This is a genomic window from Aliihoeflea sp. PC F10.4, assembly GCF_054612275.1.
On record NZ_JBTSWH010000001.1, the window covers coordinates 1,245,871 to 1,264,346 of the forward strand.

At 59.0% G+C, this 18,476-nt stretch carries 14 protein-coding genes; 3 read left to right on the plus strand and 11 right to left on the minus strand.

Annotated features, from left to right (window positions below; all coding sequences use genetic code 11):
- The first annotated feature begins 32 nt into the window (after positions 1-32).
- Complete coding sequence (locus ACX82Z_RS06165) at positions 33-251, plus strand: hypothetical protein (RefSeq protein WP_459587266.1); 219 nt, start codon at positions 33-35, stop codon at positions 249-251.
- 315 nt (positions 252-566) lie between these two features.
- Here ACX82Z_RS06165 and ACX82Z_RS06170 read toward each other — a convergent pair whose 3' ends face one another.
- The 9 genes from ACX82Z_RS06170 to ACX82Z_RS06210 all read right to left on the minus strand — a co-directional run bounded on the left by ACX82Z_RS06170 (position 567) and on the right by ACX82Z_RS06210 (position 11,593).
- Positions 567-1,598 carry an ROK family protein gene (locus ACX82Z_RS06170; RefSeq protein ID WP_459587268.1) on the minus strand — a complete coding sequence of 344 codons (1,032 nt, stop codon included), beginning with the start codon at positions 1,596-1,598 and terminating at the stop codon, positions 567-569.
- A gap of 155 nt (positions 1,599-1,753) precedes the next feature.
- Positions 1,754-3,664, minus strand: a complete 1,911-nt coding sequence (locus ACX82Z_RS06175; protein WP_459587270.1) for a TniQ family protein — start codon at positions 3,662-3,664, stop codon at positions 1,754-1,756.
- Entirely contained in the window at positions 3,661-4,674 is a 1,014-nt protein-coding gene (locus ACX82Z_RS06180; protein ID WP_459587272.1) for an ATP-binding protein, read from the minus strand. Before ACX82Z_RS06180 ends, ACX82Z_RS06175 begins: the two co-directional genes overlap by 4 nt.
- Positions 4,667-6,910: a hypothetical protein gene (locus ACX82Z_RS06185; protein ID WP_459587274.1), complete on the minus strand. Its 2,244-nt coding sequence runs from the start codon at positions 6,908-6,910 to the stop codon at positions 4,667-4,669. The genes ACX82Z_RS06180 and ACX82Z_RS06185 overlap by 8 nt, the downstream gene beginning before the upstream one ends.
- Before the next feature lie 70 nt (positions 6,911-6,980).
- The gene (locus ACX82Z_RS06190) at positions 6,981-7,439 is read right to left on the minus strand and encodes a hypothetical protein (RefSeq protein ID WP_459587276.1); all 459 of its coding nucleotides are present in this window, start codon (positions 7,437-7,439) and stop codon (positions 6,981-6,983) included.
- A gap of 743 nt (positions 7,440-8,182) precedes the next feature.
- Positions 8,183-8,644 (minus strand): hypothetical protein, encoded by a 462-nt coding sequence (locus ACX82Z_RS06195; protein WP_459587277.1) that lies wholly within the window; start codon positions 8,642-8,644, stop codon positions 8,183-8,185.
- A 290-nt stretch (positions 8,645-8,934) separates the two neighbouring features.
- Positions 8,935-9,969 (minus strand): CBASS cGAMP-activated phospholipase, encoded by a 1,035-nt coding sequence (locus ACX82Z_RS06200; protein WP_459587279.1) that lies wholly within the window; start codon positions 9,967-9,969, stop codon positions 8,935-8,937.
- Entirely contained in the window at positions 9,966-10,409 is a 444-nt protein-coding gene (locus ACX82Z_RS06205) for a hypothetical protein (protein WP_459587281.1), read from the minus strand. Before ACX82Z_RS06205 ends, ACX82Z_RS06200 begins: the two co-directional genes overlap by 4 nt.
- Entirely contained in the window at positions 10,406-11,593 is a 1,188-nt protein-coding gene (locus ACX82Z_RS06210; protein ID WP_459587282.1) for a nucleotidyltransferase domain-containing protein, read from the minus strand. Before ACX82Z_RS06210 ends, ACX82Z_RS06205 begins: the two co-directional genes overlap by 4 nt.
- Positions 11,594-11,841: 248 nt before the next feature.
- Here ACX82Z_RS06210 and ACX82Z_RS06215 point away from each other — a divergent pair, with 248 nt between their 5' ends.
- Together ACX82Z_RS06215 and ACX82Z_RS06220 are read left to right on the plus strand one after the other, a co-directional pair.
- Entirely contained in the window at positions 11,842-12,168 is a 327-nt protein-coding gene (locus ACX82Z_RS06215) for a helix-turn-helix domain-containing protein (RefSeq protein ID WP_459587283.1), read from the plus strand.
- Positions 12,165-13,076 (plus strand): ImmA/IrrE family metallo-endopeptidase, encoded by a 912-nt coding sequence (locus ACX82Z_RS06220; protein ID WP_459587285.1) that lies wholly within the window; start codon positions 12,165-12,167, stop codon positions 13,074-13,076. Before ACX82Z_RS06215 ends, ACX82Z_RS06220 begins: the two co-directional genes overlap by 4 nt.
- Positions 13,077-13,210: 134 nt before the next feature.
- Here the strand turns inward: ACX82Z_RS06220 and ACX82Z_RS06225 are convergent, their stop codons facing one another.
- Entirely contained in the window at positions 13,211-14,140 is a 930-nt protein-coding gene (locus ACX82Z_RS06225) for an RpnC/YadD family protein (RefSeq protein WP_459587287.1), read from the minus strand.
- Between the two features lie 270 nt (positions 14,141-14,410).
- On the minus strand, positions 14,411-18,193 hold the full coding sequence (locus ACX82Z_RS06230; RefSeq protein ID WP_459587289.1) for a vitamin B12-dependent ribonucleotide reductase: 3,783 nt from the start codon (positions 18,191-18,193) through the stop codon (positions 14,411-14,413).
- Between the last annotated feature and the right edge of the window lie 283 nt (positions 18,194-18,476).

Consider the following 18,476-nt stretch of genomic DNA (forward strand, 5'->3'; position numbering starts at 1 on the left):
GACGACCTTCGAGCACGCTCGGAGCCGGTCCGATGAAGATTCGGCGGATGGAACTTCATCGATGGAAAGTGAACGACGCGACGAACGATCTGTCCGAAATGTTTGAGGACGTCCGCAAGTTCGGTCGTCAAGAACTGGAGGCTGACGGGATCGTTTACGAGGTGACGGTACAGGATCCGAAGCAATCCCGTTCGGCGAAGAACTACCTGGCCGCAGGTGGTCCCGACTCGTTCCCTCAACAGAATGATTGAGTAACGGTGCCGCCACTAACGTGAACGTTGCTCGGCTGAACTCTGTCGGCATCGGAATTTTCGCGCAATTCTCGCAAGGGCGCGATGATGAGACCTGACAATTTCAAAAGTGTGACGGCTTCAAGATGCCTTTTAGTAGAAAGCGTGCGAGATAAACTGTCGTGGAACAGACCGCATCCACGATAAACGGTAAAGGATCGTCGGCGACGCCTCCCGCATTCGGACCTATCGGTTGCGAGTAGCGTGACCGAAACCGATCGAAGGCGGATGGCGGTTTTGAACATCCTTTGCCTGTCGACGATCAAGAGTGGCGTTTCAGTCGTCCGTCTTCGTGAAGAAACGGTTCTTATAAGCAGCGTTCCCTAGTCCGGTGCCAATCGTGATTACCGCCCAGTGCTCGACATCGCCCATCCTCTCCACTTCGCTTAGACCCTGCACCACCGCGTCGTTGTGCAGGACGATCTCGTACTTGTTATCGAGCGCATCGGAGAGCGCGCCGGGCAGGTTGAAGTCGTCCGCTTCCCAGTCTCCCGGCAGGTTTTGCGCGCCGTCGCGGATATCTCCGTTTTCATGGATGCGCCCGGGACAGGCGACTGTGATGAATTTGGCGAGAGGTTTGTTCGATCGCTTTTGTAGCTCCTCGAGCGTCCCGGCCAGCCGCTTGACGGCCTCGTCACGGCTCGGCTCTTTCGATTCCTCGTCATACTTCCATTGATCGAGTTCGATAACCGTCGCTTGCGAGAGGTTGTGCGGTAGCTCGGGATCAAAGTCGATCAGACCTGCGCGGATACTTGAGCCGCCGATATCGACCGCGAGCATCTGTGATGAGCCCCGCAAACGATCGGATTCGATCAGCCAGAGCCCGCCGAGCAAGGCAGCCTCGTCAGGGTCCTCCTCGATAGGCACGAGATCGACCCCCACGCCCTCGAGGCGCAGGATCGCCGTCGTCCGTCCGATGGCGATCTCGCCGATCCGGCTGTCGCGCAGTCCGCCACCGACGACGATGCGGCTGACCTTCGCCCATTGATCGTCGGCGCTGCTATAGGCACGCACCACGCTGGCCAGCCGCTGTGCGAACTCTTCGATGGTTGTGTGGATCAATCCGGCGGCGAAGGCGTCGCCCGTCCGCCACGCTTCGTCGATGTCGTCATTCGACAGATCGTCGGTCGCCACGCCGCCGAACGGGTCGGTGCCGGCCTCGCAAAGCGGGGTTCTCAACTCGTCCAGGATCGCGAAGAACGCCCTGCCGTTCGCCCGGTCGCCGACAAAGCCGCCACCCTCTTTGAGGGTGAGACTGTAACTTGTCACTGAGACGCCGGGAAGTTCGTGGGAGCCGTGGACGGCCATTGTGCATGTCTCGAGTGGATCGTGCACGGCAACACGCCGCCGGCGGGGAAGTTCCTATGATGAATCAACATACCCGACTGCACAGAAGCCGTTCGATCACGTCCGGCGTCGGTTGAAATCCAGCGATGGATGGAGATGAGTTGCTGTCCAATGTGTCAGAACGCCTGCGTGTCGCGCTCGAATTCGTTGGTGACCGCGCCGCCAAGACCCAGCGCCCGATGCGCCTCGAGCCGAAGGTAGCTATAGCAACCGACCGTCCGCGGTTCGCGAACCGTATCGACGGACGCCTTCTCCAGCCGCGACTTGATGGTCTTGTAATGAAGCCCGTATGTCGAGCTTAGTTCGCCGAGCATCACGTATTCCTTGGTGAACCGAGCGACGCTCGCCATGGATACAAGGCGCATGACTCGTTGTGCTTCTGGATGGAAAGCCTCGATCGCCTCCAACAGCCCGGCCGCGACGAATTTTTCAACGTTCATATCCGGCAAGCCGGCGATCATCTCTGCAACTTCGCTCTTCGTGTATCCAGGCGCTGGTGGAAGGCTGTCACGGATGAGACGGACGAATTCGTCGGCGTCGACGAGAAGGTCGTCGAAACTGCCGCCGGGCAGGCGGCCCTTCCATTTGAGTTTTCCGCCGAAGACCGCGTCCAGGGCTTGGGCGATCGTGCATCTGGATACGTGCCGCGCCCGAACGAGATTGACTTGCCCCGCAGACGGCTGGTTCAGGTCTTCAGCGCCGTCGAAAAACCGCGCCATCAAGTCGGACACCGCCGCCTCGGTAAAGCGATGCTTGGCGTCGGGAATACCGTTCGATCTCGAAACCGTTTCGATGTGGCCTGCGGCGATGATCTCGTCCATGTAGAGACGCGAGATCCCGGTCTTGCGGATGACTTGGGGGGTCGTGAGCGACCCCTTCAGCGCGTCGACGAGAGCGGCGACGTTGGCCCCCTGGAGCGTTATCCGGTGGTCCATTTCGCGCGCGCTATCGTCGATCGCCACTCCGGATCGCGCCGCCCAGCGTTTGAACGTTCCAGGATGGACCCCCGTATCCGTGGCGGCCGTCCGGACCGTATGCACCTGCCGCGTTCGAACCGAAAGACCGAGCACGTCGGTTCCCGGCTCGATCGGCATCGTATCGATCGCGAACTGACCGACAAGCTGGCGGAAGACGGCATATCCATGGTCCTGCACCGTCCGCTGGAGCATTCCGTAGACGACGCCGTATGTGTCGCGAGGACCCCAGACCCCTCTCGTGCCACGTTGACCTTCGTTGAGACGTTGGAGGAGGCTCTTGACCCCGTCCGGTCCGGACGCTGCGATCGTGTATCCTTCGTCCGCGGCTTTCCGCCAATCATCGACCGTAAGCCGGCTGGTTGGTACCTTCGATGGTTGAAGCGAGGACACGCCGAGAGTCTCGCAGAATGCGATGGAGGCGTAGAGGGGAGGTTCATCAAGCCATCCGCCGGCCGCAACTGAGGTCGTCAGTCTGTCGCGCAACCATTTCTGGAATGGTGACGGTGGGAGCGGCGTCGGCAGATCCCGTGGAAGCCCTGCAAGCAGCGCCGACAGTCCGTGGTTGAAATCGCAGGGCTCGAACGGCCGTCGCTGTGGCGTCACCCGCTCCAGCGGAACCCCATGAACGTCGCATTGGCGAAAGTGCGACACCATCCACTCGAGCCGCAGCCAGGGACGGGCGGGCATCGGCCCTTCGAATTCCGAAACGTCCCGCGCCACGCAGTGAGGGCAGAAGCACAAGTAGGTTCGCGTTAGCGAAAGTCTTTCAAGCTTCTGTCCGTTGATTTCGAACCGTCCATTTTCCAGACGGCGTGGCGTCACGCGCTGAAGCGGTGCCGGATCGACGTTTCCCAGTTTCGCGACTTCGACGATGGCGGAGCTCGTCCCGTGATCGAGACCTCGAACATCCACTTTCATGTCGCGCAAGAAGCGGGAGAGCGTTTTGCCGTTAAGAGCCGCCAACCGGGAGGCGAAGCCTGCTGCAGGTTCGTTAACTTGAAGCGGATGCCGCCAGGCGACGGGTTCGATCGGGGCGAGGGGCCTCTTCATGCTCGCGGTGCCGCCTGCAAGAAATATCCCGGGTCGATGTTGCGCCATCTCGCCGCCAGGAACGGGTTGGTCTCGTCGCGACCGCGAGCGTGGGAGTGATCGAGATAGGCGAGGGCGAAGTGCTCGCGCGTGAGTTCTGACGCGTCGCGATCCAGCGCGATGCCGATCGCGGCGACGATGACTTGCGCCACCCGGCCGTATTGGTATCGAGCGGCGTGAGCGATACGTTCGGGAAGGTCCGAACCGGAAATGTCGGGCGGGGATAACTCGGCCGCCGCTACGAGCTTCTTGAGTATGCGAACGACCAAGGGAAGTTCGTCAGGGATGCTGATCGGAGGGAATTCGATATACGCCCCGCGACGCTCGATCTGTTCGTCGAGACGCGACAACTCGATGGTCTGCGGCATTCCCGACATGATGAAACTGACCGGCCACTTGTCGTAGTTCATGACGCTCTTGAAAGCGTTGCCGAGGTTCTTTCGTTCGACGTCCTTTTCGGTCTGCTTGATCATGTGTTGCGTCTCGTCGATATGGACGAGAAGGATTTTCCGGTGGTGGAGTTGCTCAGGCAGCATATCCCAGAGCTTTCCCTGTTCGATGTCCTGCCGGAACGGGTAGCCCGCGGCCTTCAGGATGCGCCCGCCAAGCATTTTGAGCGTGCACGGCCCTCGCAGGCTCACCGACACGACGGGGTTGACCACTCCGAAAGAAGTCCTGCTCGGCGCGAGCGGCTCGAAGTTGCGCAGCATGCGCTCGATCGCGCGGGTCTTTCCGGTGCCGCTTTCGCCCGTCACGAAAAACGCGCGGCCATCATCCCTCCGACCGTCACGGGTGGCCAGCATGAAGGTGAAGAACCTCTCGAACTGGTCGGCCAGCAATCGGTCTCGTCCACACTCGACGTAGACGTCCTTCACCCGCGCAAGCCTGTCCACGGTCGCTTGTCCGGTCGCAGGCAGGCGAGATTTCACCAATGAAAGGAAATCTTCGTCGCTGAATCCGTTGTCAGTCATCGTCTTCCATCCCGTACATGTTGACACTTCCGCCGAAAGGGCGGCGAGATTCCGTAGAAGTCGTGCCAGGCGCGATCGCGCTTTGATGATCGGTAGCGTTGGCGTTCCGGGAGATTTTTCGGCCGCGCTCCGCGATGGGCTTCGCCGTAGTGGAAGCAGGAATCTTATCCGGTACGTGGAAAGCAAATTTTGCCGAACGTTCGATCTGGGCCACCAGGCGCTCGTAGGCATCCTGCGTCAACTCATGCTGTGGCACGCCCGCTGCGATTCTCGCCTGTTCGGCACGCAACATGGATCCTTCATATAGCCGAAGCCTGATCAGCCGGCCGGCTTCGTTCTCCTCACGAACGAATTTTCTGAGTTCGGCGAACGCATAGACGACGTCGGCCAAAGTCGTTCCCGGCGGCCTGTCGTCCACGGATGGAACGATAAGATAGTCGCCGTCCCGCTGGGCGAATTCCGTCCGCTCATTTACGATATCGTCTCTGTGACGCAGCCTCGGCGGGATCGCGACGAGGATCTGGCTCAGGTCGTCCGGGTCCACGACGAGCGGCAGGTCGACGTTGCCGATCATGCACTGCAATCGTGCTAGGGGCTGGCTACCGTACCGGCCGTGAAGATAGGTAATGCCGTCTTTTTGAAGGCGCGCCTTGCCGCGCATTCCGAAGGCCTGGATCAGTTTGGCTCGCGAGGGCAGGGGGTCGAGTCCGCCACGGCTCTTCATCAGATGGTTCCAGGTGTTCGCGGGCGTGCGGCCTTCGAGCCCGCGATGCGGTCGGTTGTGGTAATCGTCGACGACGAACCTGACGGCTGCGGCTTGCAATTCGTCGAACGTCAATGCTGCCATCGCTTCGGGGTTGTAGTCGCCTTTCTCGACGACATTCGAGAACGTCCGCCCCACGTACATTCTGCACAAGCGCTTGAAAGTTCTGAAAAAGCTCTCGATCGTGCCGCGCATCCGGGGGTCTTGGGACGGCTCGAGGCGACCGACGAGCTGTTTTTGGCTGAATGAAAAGTCGCCCTTGAACGCCGGTCCGCCGTCAGTCACCACGGATCCGGGCGGCCCGTACATGTCCCATGGGGACTCGGCACCCGCGGATAGCGCGTAGCCGGTCTTGTCCACGAAGATCGACCTCAGGGCGGATTTGGTAGCCGGGGTGCAGGGTGCGGACGGCGTGATGTTGAAACCGACGATGCAACGCGATGCCAGATCGATAGCGGCGGTGACCGTGCACCTGACCCTGCGAACGATCTTGCGTTGCTTTGCGCTCATGCTGCGCCACACCGCGGTATCCTCGAGAACCGCCATAAGGTCGAACTCCCAATCGTCCATCTCAACCCGCTCGAGGAGATTTCGCACCAGCAATCCGCGGCCGACAGGCGCGTGCCGGCGGATCGCGGCATCCGGACCGATCCTTGCCGCGTCACGCCTGAATACGTCGACTTCGTTCAGGCGCTTCCGGATCGCTTTCTCGCTCACGCTCGGCGCGACCGGCAGATCGCGTTCCTGGCGTAGCCGCTCGAGTTTGACCTCGACGAATGTCTTGACGTCCGAGACGGCCGGCTGTCGCCGGCTTAGCCAATGCTGGACGCCCATGCCGACGATTTCCGCCAGTTCGGGGTCGAGCTGGTTCCGATTACCGCATCTATCATATCGATCGACGAACGCCTCCAGGCGAAAGCCCTTCTCGCGATACGCGAACAACCAGTCCCGCAAGGTGCTTCCGCCGGGATAATCGCAACACTTCCGCGGCTGGCCCGCCCTGCGCCGGCCGGGCGGGCGTCGCTCGCCGAATTCCTCGAGGTACCAGGCCTCCATCGCGGGAAGCTCGGCAGCGATGAAACGGCGCATATCCGTCAAAGTCCATCGCGGCCGCCACTTCCGTTTTGGATCCGAGGCTGCGCGGATGAAACGCACGCACCACTCGCGCTTCCAGGCGATCGTGGAAAGTTTCTTGTCGTCCAGAGAGTCCAGGTCGGTGCTGTCGTTCGTCGCTCGCAGCTTAGCCATGACGCGAGAATAGTGGTTCACATCGCACCGGAACGCCCCGCGCCGAGTCAACACGTTGATTTCCCGATCCGTCTTGAGGATCGTCATCTCCTCGACTACGTCGTCGACAACCAGCTGAAACTCGTGCGTTTCCCCGATCTTGCCCACCGGACGGTAGTGCGCGCCGTTGATGACGATCCTGTCGTAACGGCGAAAACGATGGGCCCGCTCTGCGCGAACTCTCATGTCCATCCCCCTGTTTTTTTGGGACCGAAAGGTCCGCTCGGGAAGTTGCCCGCTACGTCTGACCAGCCGGTTAATACACCGGCTGGTTCAAACGATTTTCGACTTGCAACCGGGGCGAGATTTCATCGACCCCGTCGAAAGCCAGCTCACCCGTCTTCAAAAGGACGAGCGCGGCGCGATATCCACGTTCGCCCAAGCGGGATGCTCGCGCCACGTCCGCCAACGACACCCGTCCGGGAAGCCGGGCCGCACACTCGCGCACCTGGTTCTGTCCGGCGACGTCGTGCAGGCTTGCGCTATGGAGGATCGCGGTCGCGTTTGCGAACTCCACGTCGCTGACGTCCCAGTCCGTGAGAATGACGAACTCGTCGGCTTCAAATCCGCATACGCCACGAACCACTTGAACGAACTCCTCGACATGAGCGTCTGCACGTTCCTCCGGCTTGACCGAGCATGCGCGGCGCGTCCCGTCATTCAAGATCACGAGCAGGTCGAGCGTGTGGGTAGCGCGGCGTCCGGCGCGGTTCACGTAGTCGATCGACTGCTGCTCGCGAATCTCGGCGACATCCGGACTTGCAAGAAGCGCGACGATGTTGCGCTTCTCCGCCCGCCCTTCGAAGTGGACGATACGCCGATTGAAAGGATCGAGGACGTGGCCGACATGCGGCCCATGCCTGCGAGGCTGCGGAACGCGATGCGCTACGGACGGACCGTATTCAATCGCCGGGATCCGATGTCCGGCGGTTGCGTCGGTATCGCGCCCATCTCGTCGCAGTCGTCACCAAGATACTCACGGTCGAAACCGTGCGCGGCCGCGAAGCAGCTCTGGATGGAACGATGACGGATTCCAAAGCCGACGCCTTGAAGCGCGGCGTTAAGAAGAGGCCTCTGATTGCTCACGACTATGTCTCCCAAACCATAGGTTAGGTTCGCAGAGACGAACACCCCGAAAGGGCTGCTGGCATAAGACTGCCAATCACCCAATTACGGCGCGACGTCTTGCCAACATAGATCGTATATGAGCAAACGGAACATCTACTTCTCCAACCCCTGGACCGGGGAAAGCTGATATAGTCGTGACCAAGCTGGGCGTCCAATGAAATAGCGTCAAGATTGCTAGAAGCGCCGGTTACGGTTAGCGCAACGCGACCCAGATTGTTCAAATTGTAGCGGTTCCGGGTTCGCAAAATTCTGTATGTGCGGAGCTTGTCGCTCCGGTTACATCAACTTGACCGCGGTGCTTACTTGTCATTTGTCCGGACGCGGTCGAGATCAGTCGGCTCTAGCGCCGAGAACAAGATCGTCCGTTGCTGGATCATAAACGTATCTGACCCCGTCCCAATTCTTGAAGCCGACGATGCGATCTACCGGCGTGCGCCCCTTCGGCGCATGTTCCTCGCATGCGACATAGGGCGAGAATGCGCCATCGTAATAGCGAGCCGGCTCGCCACAGTCAGGGCACGTACGGAATGATCTTGCCTCTGCGAGGTAGATCGCTTTGACCAGTTCCAGCTTGTTTTCGGGCGAGGTCTGTGCTGACCAATGTGCCTCGATCCTCAAGCTTCCGTACTTGATGTCGACGGACGACACGATCAGTCCGGCCTCGCTCGAGCGATCGTCCAGACTCCGAAAAAACCTATTGATGATGGGCGACCAGCCGGGTGCATTGATGCCCCAACCCCTGACCGTCGCATTGGGACTTGGCTGAATGCCGTTCTCGCTTAAGTTTGTCATCACCGCTTGGTAACGGGGTCTTCTTAGCGTTTGATGAATGCCCTGAACTAATCGCCTCAAGCTCGTTGCCTGGCGGGTTAGCGAAGCCCTGCCGATCCCACAGATTCTTCGTCAGGTACGGTCGTTTCGCTCCAGCGTTTCAGCACTTCACGCTCTCGCCGCTGGTTGAGTTCGTCGTCCCAATCCGTCGAGATGCACGGGCGTTCGGCGTTCAAGCACGGAAAATACGTCCGGCCGAGTTCGAACCGCGTGGACTTGTTGAAAATGCGGACGACCTCTGCGCTCGTGTCTTACGTGAAAGGGCATTTGAAATACTGGTCGACTTCGTCTTGCAGAAACATATCCTTGACCCAATGGCCCGAGCCTTCGACGAGACTCCTAGCGACATCGGGAAGCTCTCTTAACGAGCGCTCAACATCGTCCAACGCGATCTGATGATCGCTCTCAGGAACGTCGATGCGCAACACATTCTGCTTGCCGACCAACAGGTAAGCCTGTCCAAGCGCATTCTTCGATTGGGCCCGCGCCGCTGCGTTGAAGGAGCGAATGAAGGCCCAAGTGGCGGCTCCACCATTCCGGGCGTTCTTGTCTACCGTGAACTTGGACTCGCCTGTGCCGATAGTCAGTATGCGGATGTTTTCGCGTGGGACGTCATAGCAGGCCAGCACGTCCACCACAGCGTTCATCACGGGATTGTTCGCCCAAACGCCACCGTCGATCATGATGAAGCCGTCGTCATCGACACCGGCATAGTATGACGGTGCTGCCGTCGTATGCAGGGCGACGTGTGCGAACCGCTTGTGGCGGTCGTTATTGTAGTCGGGATGATGCGGCGTCTTGTACAGGAAGGGTTCGCCGTGCAGTCCCTCGAAGCTCGGGATCACGAGCCGCTTGGTCGAGAGATCAAGAACCTTGTCCCCGAAAACCTTCAGAAGTTCGTTCTTCAGAGCGTTCTGGTCGTGCTTTGGCTTCGTGATCCAGCGAAGGGCGCGTGCGACAGTACCAATACGGCCCTTCGTCGGGAAAATCCGCTCTCCGCGTTCAGTGTAGATTTCGAGTGCCTGTTGCGCCGTCATGCCGTGTCCAAGAGCGAGGGCAATGATGCCGCCGGTCGACGTTCCCGCGATCATGTCGAAATGTGAGGCGACCGACGCGCCACCAAGGAAGCGGCGTTCGATCTCGGCGAGATAGGCTGCGGGGAACACGCCGCGGATGCCTCCGCCATCGATGGACAGGATTCTAAACAGCCTGTCCTTGGGCCACGGCAACTTCACGCGGGTATGCTGGATGGTACCGTCGGAGCGGCGGGGTGGCATATAGTTCATTGTAACGTTCCTTCCACTGGCGCGTCTTCGACGACCGGATGTCGGCCGCCGCCTTCCCACGTTCCGGTCATCAGCCAGAACTCGTAGCAGGCGATCCAATCGATGGACCACGGCACGATCGTCTTTGAAATTGGCATGGTCGAGACCCACTCGTCCTTCTCTGGATCGAACAGGCAGAGCGTCGGGTCCTCGATCGGAGGGAAGATATGCGGTAGCTGACCTTCCAGATTATCGGGCAACCGCTTCAACTCAGGCGACAGAACTCGGACTTCCGGCCAACCCTTTACGAGCCTGATTTCCAATAGGTAGGCGACGAGATGCGGCTTCACTGTCCCGACCCATCGGGCCGATGGCACTGCACGATTGATGTTCTTGACCTTGAAGGCGGGCCAGTCCGCCTTCATCTGGTCGATCTGCTGAGTGATCGTCATCCGGGTCATCTCACGATCTTTCCGAAGAACGTATGCTTGGTCGCGCTCACTGGCGACGCCATCGCCGGCGTCGCCAAAGTAGCCGTCGGAAGGATGAACGCTCCTGTCCTGGCATATGATTGCTGGCCATCGCGGACCGATTTTCCAGTCACTTCCGACAGCCGGCGGACGGCTTCCGTGACGACCAAGTCGCCAAAGGTTTCGCGCAGCCAGTCCCGCAGAGCGTCCGGCATCAGCAATCCCTTTCGGGCGCGCCGCAGTCCCTCAAGAAGGCTTTGCAGGTCCTTGGCGAACCGGACCTGCTGTGAACGGTCGGCAGGCCAGCGGTCTGTGAAGACGTCTTCGCGATAGCAAGGGTTCTCAACGTGCAGGAGGATACCTTTTGCCTCGGCGACTTCAATGTCATGCACGATCGCCTCGCAAACGCGGATCAGCATGTCAGAGAGTCTCAGGCCGGGCGTTGCCATAAGGCCGGCATAGTATGCGAGCATAACCGAGGGAGGCATGCGACCCGACCTTCCGGCGTACATGATGTTCCGGTAGCGCTTGAGCAACTGCAGAGCCAGGGTGGCGGTGTTTTTCACCACAAAGTCTGACTGCTCCTCGACCTCGTCGACCTCTGCGTCAGCGCGAGTGGAAAGAATTGCTGCATCCTGCCAGCGGCGCTTGAAGGCATCGTGGACGCGCAGTTCGAAAGGCGTACGATCCTTATACCATTCCGCGAAGCCGTAAGCATTCATCGGAATTTCGTCGTCATCCGCCGAAGCATTCGGACCCTTCGCATGCATAATGCGGCTCTGGCGCTCGGGCGTGCCAGGATCGCGGAGCGCAGGGGTGATGTCGAGGTGCATGTTGTCGGCGTAGTTCAGCGTCACACAACGCGTCTGTCGGACCGCTTGCATGCCCCTGTAGCCGTCAAGCGAGCGTTCAAGTTCTTTGAGTGTCTGGAGCGGCGACATTGGCAGAAAACGTCCGCCAAGCTGGGCTACGATATCGATGTCATATTCGTCTTCGGTGCCGCGAGTCGAAATCGTGGCGTCGATCGCCATCGAGCCCTGTGCGTAGAAGTGCTCGATCTGGTCGTGAAACGCGGCGGTTCCCTCAAGGTATTCTCTGACCGCCTTGTAGCGGCTCGTCGCCTTCTCATGAAGAGAGGGGGGTAGCTGGATAATGAAGGCGATCTTCGCCAGCAAGCCGTCCAGATGGTCTTCGAAGGGGTCAATCCCAGTATGCTGTACGCGGATATTCATATTTGTTCTCCCGGCCGTCGTTCGGCCGCATCCAGTTGGTCGTTGTCACTTCTAGCCCCCTTGTAAGCGTTCTCTTTACCTAAAGAGAAAGTTCGCTACTCCGAACAAAATGGTTACCTTGAATGCCGGAGTCAAGGGGCATAGAGTGTGGCTACTCCGAACACCCACAGAACACTTGGACTTACCCTGTGATGACCTCTACATTCGGCCCAAAAATCAAGAAATTGCGCGTTGACAAAGGCCTGACGCTTGAACAGCTCGCGCAAATGACGGAATCGTCAAAAAGCTACATTTGGGAGCTGGAAAATAAAAATCCGCCGCGACCTTCTGCCGAAAAGCTCTCGTCAATTGCGGCGGCGCTGAGTGTTACCGTCGACTATTTGTTGGGCAAAGGAGAGACCAGTCTCGAGATTGCAGAAGATACCGCGTTCTTTCGCGAGTACAGTGGCTTGCCAGATAGTACCAAGAAACAGTTGCGTGAAATTGCCCGAACGCTTGGAGCCAAGCCCACTAAATGAACGAAGTTGACGCCAAGCCGCTGAGAGAGTCGAACAAGATCACCCAGATGCTCGATTTGGTTTACGGAACGAACCGTTTTGAAAGAGGACCCGTCCCGGTCGAGCATATCGCGCTGACCTACTCTCGCGACATCTCGCCGGATGGTCCCATTCACGACGTACAGGATATTGATATTCCGGGGTGTATGGGCGCATTGGTGTTCTCTGAATCCCGGCCCCGGCAATGGAGTATCGTTTGCCACAGGGGACAATCAGTGGGTCGGCGCGCGTTTACGATCGCACACGAGTTTGGTCATTTCATCCTGCATCGCGCGCTTATCGACGAAAGTGACGAGTACGAGGACGGGATCTACTGCAGTGAAGACAGTGTTTTGCGTCGTGCCGGTAGTGGTATCGAAAAGGAAGCCGACATTTTCGCTGCTAACCTACTGATGCCGCTGAATGATTTCCGAAAGCAGATTCCAGCGAAGATGAAGGCGAATTTCGATATGCTTGGCGCTGTCGCAGACCGCTACGGAGTATCTCTGACTGCGGCGATCCTACGCTGGCTCGAGTACACAGAGACTAGGGCCATGATGGTCGTATCCAACGAAGGATTCGCGCATTGGGCGAGACCGAGCGAAGCAGCGCTCAAATCAGGGCTCTACATAAAAACTAAGGACGTCATGTACGAGCTTCCCCACAGGGCAGCCGCTGTCCGGAAGGACTACACGGACGAGACCAAACAAGGCTTTGCCCAATCCGCTGGGGTTTGGTTCAAGGAGCCCGTCATTGAGATGTGTATGCGTTCCGATCGTTACGATCAGGAAATCACGCTTCTTCACTTTGAAGACCTCGGTCCGCGCTGGCAAGGCGAAGAGGCTGAGGATGATGCATACGACAGGTTTGTTACGGGTGGTCGGGTTTAACGACAGCATCTGCAGCAGCAGTCTAAGATGCGCGGCGAGAACTCCGCGAACCCAGTAGGGATTCAGTCACAAGGGGTCTCGTTGGTCAGCCTTCGACTGCTGCCGAACACATTCACCGTGTATCACAATTTTTCCTACCAGCTTGGACGGATGATCAGAGCGGAATCCATATCGTTACTCATAATCCTACGGATAATCTCAGGAGCTTGCGATGAAAATGTTTCCAAATCCATTTCTGCGATCGAGACTGCAAAATCGCTTGAGCCACCTCGCTCTTCGATAAGATCTAGAAACAGCTGTCGCTGTTTTTCAATTGCCTGATCACGCAATTCATGTGCTCGTTGTTGAGCAAATTCCGGAAGAAATTTTTCGAACGTTTCTTTCAGATCTTCATCCATTAGCATTTCTTTCTGCAGTAAATCCCACAAGCCAGATTTGTTGAAGCTAGCGAGCGCCAACGCTGAACGAAGTGTAGAGGCCTCTCTTGCATCTAACGAATCGTCTGAGTCGATCCTTTCTAGTACGCGCCGAAAATCATCGATCGAACGAGCATCCTTACGTGTGAGTCGCAGTATGGCGTCAGCTAGTGTGCCTTGGTCGAGCCATTGATCGTCAACACGGTGAAGATCGATCGTCAGATACGGTATGTAATCAGGATCAATCGTTTCGTGAACGTGGTGCTTGGTAGGTCTTCCACTGTATATGAGAACGTGGATCCATCGGTCGTTCTTTAGGTTCGGCAGGTGATCTAAAAGTGCTTCTTTGTACATTGCAAAGCGCAATCGCATCCCGGCATTTGGGGTGCTTTGATATTCAAAAGAGATGACTTGGTCGCGTGTCCAAAACATACCATCACTGCGCAGTCCTTTGTATCGGGCTGACTGATGCAATGCGTCCGCTACTGTCGATGACGACAAATCCGTTGGGAGCGAATCGATAATTGAAACGCCATCCAAGTCCACATCCAAAAGCGTTTCGATCAGATAATGAAGCCGGTGTGCACGTGGGATCAGGGACTTGAAAACCGCATCCCACTGCATCTGCTGCTTTGGATTCGAAGACATGCGGTACCTTATTTTTTTAGCGATGTTTAGGGAGAACGATTTTTGCCTCCTGTGCCGGATTTGGAGGCACCATCCCTATCCGTTTCTCGCATCAAAAAAAATATCCATTGAGCTCCACGGATTTACGCTAGCTGCTACCTCAATAATACAACGCCCCGTCGCACCAGTCGTGCGAGGGGGCGCTTCGCTAACAGATTGATTATTCACCGCTCAGTTTGGAACTTTGGCTCCTAAGTACGAAACTTTGGGTTCGCTACCATGCCGTCTTGCCTACGAACACCCGCTCGTGGCGCCACAGGTGTCGCACTTCTCGCAGGTGCCGTTGCGCACCATCGTGAAGTTCTGGCACTCGGTACACATGTTGCCGGTGTAGCCCTGCATGATCGACTTGGCGCGGCGCTGGGCGGCGATGGCCTTGGCCTCCGCTGCCTCGTCGGCGGCGGCATCCGTGAAGAGGGCCGACGCTTCGTCGTTGGCGGCTTCCTCGGCCAGTTCTTCGGCGCGTTCTTCATAGTCGCGCTTGAATGCGACCGCTTCCGACGAGACCTGCTTCAGGGCCGTGACGGTTGCCGACGTGCCGGCAATAGCGCGGACGTTCGAGCCGCTCGAAGCGCGGGCAGGGATGGCAGCCCCGGAGGGACTCGAACCCCCTCCAAGACCTTTCGGTTCCGCCGAGCTGGCGACGACCTTCAAGGGCGACGCACCGCGGGTCAGGCCACGCGAGAAGGGCGTTGCCTTGCCTTCCGAAATGCCCTTGCCGAGCGCCGTGTTGGAGAAATCCGACTGGTCGACATGGGCGAGGTCGCTGCGCTCAAGATAGGAGACGGCCAGTTCGCGGAAGACGTAGTCGAGGATCGACGTCGCGTTCTTGATCGCGTCGTTGCCCTGAACCATGCCGGCCGGCTCGAACTTGGTGAAGGTGAACGCCTCCACATATTCTTCCAGCGGCACGCCATATTGCAGGCCGATCGAGATCGCGATAGCGAAGTTGTTCATCATCGCGCGGAAGGCGGCACCTTCCTTGTGCATGTCGATGAAGATTTCGCCGAGGCGGCCATCGTCGAATTCGCCGGTGCGCAAGTAAACCTTATGCCCGCCGACGACCGCTTTCTGGGTGTAACCCTTGCGGCGGTTCGGAAGCTTGTCGCGCAGCGAGCGGACTTCGCGCTCGATGATTTTCTCGACGATCTTCTCGGTCACGATCGCGGCCTGCTGTGCCGCAGGCGCGGCGATCAGTTCTTCGATCAGGTCGTCGGCGTCCTCGTCGTCGGAAATCAGCGAGGCGTTGAGCGGCTGGGAGAGCTTGGAGCCGTCGCGATAGAGCGCGTTGGCCTTGAGCGCCAGCTTCCACGACAGCATGTAGGCTTCCTTGCAATCCTCGACGGTCGCCTCGTTGGGCATGTTGATCGTCTTGGAAATCGCACCGGAAATGAAGGGCTGAGCCGCAGCCATCATGCGGATATGGCTTTCGACCGACAGGTAGCGCTTGCCAATCTTGCCGCAGGGATTGGCGCAATCGAAGACGGGCAGGTGCTCGTCCTTGAGGAAGGGAGCGCCTTCCAGCGTCATCGCACCGCAGACATGGATGTTGGCCGCCTCGATGTCCTTCTTCGAGAAGCCGAGCGCCGGCAGAAGCTCGAAGGAGAAATCGGAGAGCTGCTCGTCGGTGAAGCCGAAGGTCTCCTTCAGCCAGTCCGCGCCGAGCGTCCACTGGTTGAAGATGAACTTGATGTCGAAGGCGGAGGCGGTCGCGGCGTTGAGCGCGGCGATCTTCTCGTCGGTGAAGCCCTTGGCTTTAAGTGAGCCGGGGTTGACGCCGGGTGCCTGGTTGAGGTTGCCGTGGCCGACCGCATAGGCTTCGATCTCGGCGATCTGGCTTTCCGAATAGCCGAGCGTGCGCAGTGCTTCGGGAACGGCGCGATTGATGATCTTGAAGTAGCCGCCGCCCGCGAGCTTCTTGAACTTCACGAGGGCGAAGTCGGGTTCGATGCCGGTCGTGTCGCAATCCATCACGAGGCCGATGGTGCCGGTCGGTGCGATGACCGAGACCTGCGCGTTGCGGTAGCCGTTCTTTTCGCCGAGCGACAGTGCGTTGTCCCAGGCGAGCTTGGCGTGGGTGATGAGGTCCGCGTGCGGGCAATCGTCCGCAACGAGCGGGACAGGGTTGACCGACAGGCCTTCATAGCCGTCCGACAGGCCATGGGCGGCGAGGCGGTGGTTGCGGATGACGCGCAGCATGTTGGCCGCGTTGCGCTCATAGTCCGGGAACGCGCCGAGTTCACCGGCAATTTCGGCGGACGTGGCGTAGGACACGCCCGTCATGATCGCGGTGAGCGCGCCGCCGATGGCGCGACCTTCCTTTGAATCGTAGGGAATGCCGGAGGTCATCAGCAGGCCGCCGATATTGGCGTAGCCGAGGCCGAGCGTGCGGTACTCATAGGAAAGGCGCGCGATTTCCTTTGACGGGAACTGCGCCATCATGACCGAGATTTCGAGAACGAGCGTCCACAGGCGAACCGTGTGCTCGTAGCGCGCAATGTCGATCGAGCCGTCGGCGTTGCGGTAGGTCAGAAGGTTGATCGAGGCGAGGTTGCAGGCCGTGTCGTCGAGGAACATGTATTCCGAGCACGGGTTCGACGCGCGGATGGGACCGGCGGCGGGCGATGTGTGCCAGTCGTTCATCGTGGTGTTGAAATGCAGGCCCGGATCGGCGGACGCCCATGCGGCATGGCCGATCTTTTCCCAAAGGTCACGCGCCTTCAGCGTCTTCATCACCTTGCCGTCCTTGCGGGCGGTCAGGTGCCAGTCGGCGTCGGTCTCGACGGCGCGCAGGAAGTCATCCTTGAGCGAGACCGAGTTGTTCGAGTTCTGGCCCGAAACGGTGAGATAGGCTTCCGAATCCCAGTCGGTATCGTAGGTCTTGAACTCGATCGAGGTGTAGCCCTGACGGGCGAACTGCATGACGCGCTTGACGTAGTTTTCGGGCACGAAGTTCTTCTTCGCCGCCTTGATCTCGCGCTTGAGGGCAGGGTTCTTCGACGGATCGAAGCAGTCGTCGCCGTCGGCCTCGCAATTGAGGCAGGCCTTCATGATGGCGGCGAGGTGCTGCTGGACGATCTTGGAGCCGGCAACGAGCGAGGCGACCTTCTGCTCCTCCTTCACCTTCCAGTCGATATAGTCCTCGATATCGGGATGATCGACGTCGACGACGACCATCTTGGCGGCGCGGCGGGTCGTGCCGCCCGACTTGATCGCGCCAGCGGCGCGGTCGCCGATCTTCAGGAACGACATCAGGCCCGACGAACGGCCGCCGCCCGACAGCTTCTCGCCTTCGCCGCGCAGATAGGAGAAGTTCGAGCCGGTGCCCGAGCCATATTTGAACAGGCGCGCCTCGCGGACCCAAAGGTCCATGATTCCGCCTTCATTGACGAGGTCGTCCTCGACGCCCTGAATGAAGCAGGCATGCGGCTGCGGGTGCTCGTAGGACGACTTCGACTTGACCAGCTTGGCGGTGAACGGGTCGACGTAATAGTGGCCCTGGCCGGGGCCGTCGATGCCGTAGGCCCAGTGAAGGCCGGTGTTGAACCATTGCGGCGAATTCGGCGCGACGCGCTGGGTGGCCAACATGTAGGCGAGTTCATCCTTGAACGCGCTCGCATCGTCTTCGGAAGCGAAATAGCCGCCCTTCCAGCCCCAATAAGTCCAGGTGCCGGCAAGGCGGTCAAAGACCTGACGGGCGTCGGTCTCGGAGCCGTAGCGCGCACCTTCCGGCAGATCGGCGAGGGCGGCCTCGTCGGCGACCGAACGCCAGAGGAAGGACGGAACATCGTTCTCCTCGACCTTCTTCAGGCGTGCCGGGACGCCAGCCTTGCGGAAATATTTCTGAGCCAGAATGTCGGCTGCAACCTGACTGAACTGCGACGGCACATCAATGTCGGCGAGGCGGAAGACGACCGAACCGTCCGGGTTCTTGATTTCGCTCAGCGCCTTGCGGAATTCGATCTCGGCATAGGCCGACTGACCGGGTTTCGTGAAGCGACGTTCGATACGCATCTTGGGTGTCCCATCCGTCTATATGTTGTGGGGTGGCGCGGCCCGTTTCTGGTCGCGAAAATCCCCGTTGTCCGCATCCGGCCGGCGCGATACGCGCAACAGCCATTTCCTCGAAAACGCTTTGCAAATCCTACGCTTGGCCGATCCTCGACGCGCGCCTCATGCTCGCTGTTTGAACCGGCGGGAACGACCCTCATCCGATTCTCGAAAACCAGAACTCAACTCTATCTTGGGTCAGGATATCGCTGCAACACTAAATATAGTGTTTACGATGAAAAAAATC

What these genes read in the sequence shown, in the direction of transcription:
- ACX82Z_RS06165 (WP_459587266.1), top strand. Translation starts at nt 33, where the DNA reads ATGAAGATTCGGCGGATGGAACTTCATCGATGGAAAGTGAACGACGCG.
- ACX82Z_RS06170 (WP_459587268.1), bottom strand. Translation starts at nt 1,598, where the DNA reads ATGGCCGTCCACGGCTCCCACGAACTTCCCGGCGTCTCAGTGACAAGT.
- ACX82Z_RS06175 (WP_459587270.1), bottom strand. Translation starts at nt 3,664, where the DNA reads ATGAAGAGGCCCCTCGCCCCGATCGAACCCGTCGCCTGGCGGCATCCG.
- ACX82Z_RS06180 (WP_459587272.1), bottom strand. Translation starts at nt 4,674, where the DNA reads ATGACTGACAACGGATTCAGCGACGAAGATTTCCTTTCATTGGTGAAA.
- ACX82Z_RS06185 (WP_459587274.1), bottom strand. Translation starts at nt 6,910, where the DNA reads ATGAGAGTTCGCGCAGAGCGGGCCCATCGTTTTCGCCGTTACGACAGG.
- ACX82Z_RS06195 (WP_459587277.1), bottom strand. Translation starts at nt 8,644, where the DNA reads ATGACAAACTTAAGCGAGAACGGCATTCAGCCAAGTCCCAATGCGACG.
- ACX82Z_RS06200 (WP_459587279.1), bottom strand. Translation starts at nt 9,969, where the DNA reads ATGAACTATATGCCACCCCGCCGCTCCGACGGTACCATCCAGCATACC.
- ACX82Z_RS06205 (WP_459587281.1), bottom strand. Translation starts at nt 10,409, where the DNA reads ATGACCCGGATGACGATCACTCAGCAGATCGACCAGATGAAGGCGGAC.
- ACX82Z_RS06215 (WP_459587283.1), top strand. Translation starts at nt 11,842, where the DNA reads ATGACCTCTACATTCGGCCCAAAAATCAAGAAATTGCGCGTTGACAAA.
- ACX82Z_RS06220 (WP_459587285.1), top strand. Translation starts at nt 12,165, where the DNA reads ATGAACGAAGTTGACGCCAAGCCGCTGAGAGAGTCGAACAAGATCACC.
- ACX82Z_RS06225 (WP_459587287.1), bottom strand. Translation starts at nt 14,140, where the DNA reads ATGTCTTCGAATCCAAAGCAGCAGATGCAGTGGGATGCGGTTTTCAAG.
- ACX82Z_RS06230 (WP_459587289.1), bottom strand. Translation starts at nt 18,193, where the DNA reads ATGCGTATCGAACGTCGCTTCACGAAACCCGGTCAGTCGGCCTATGCC.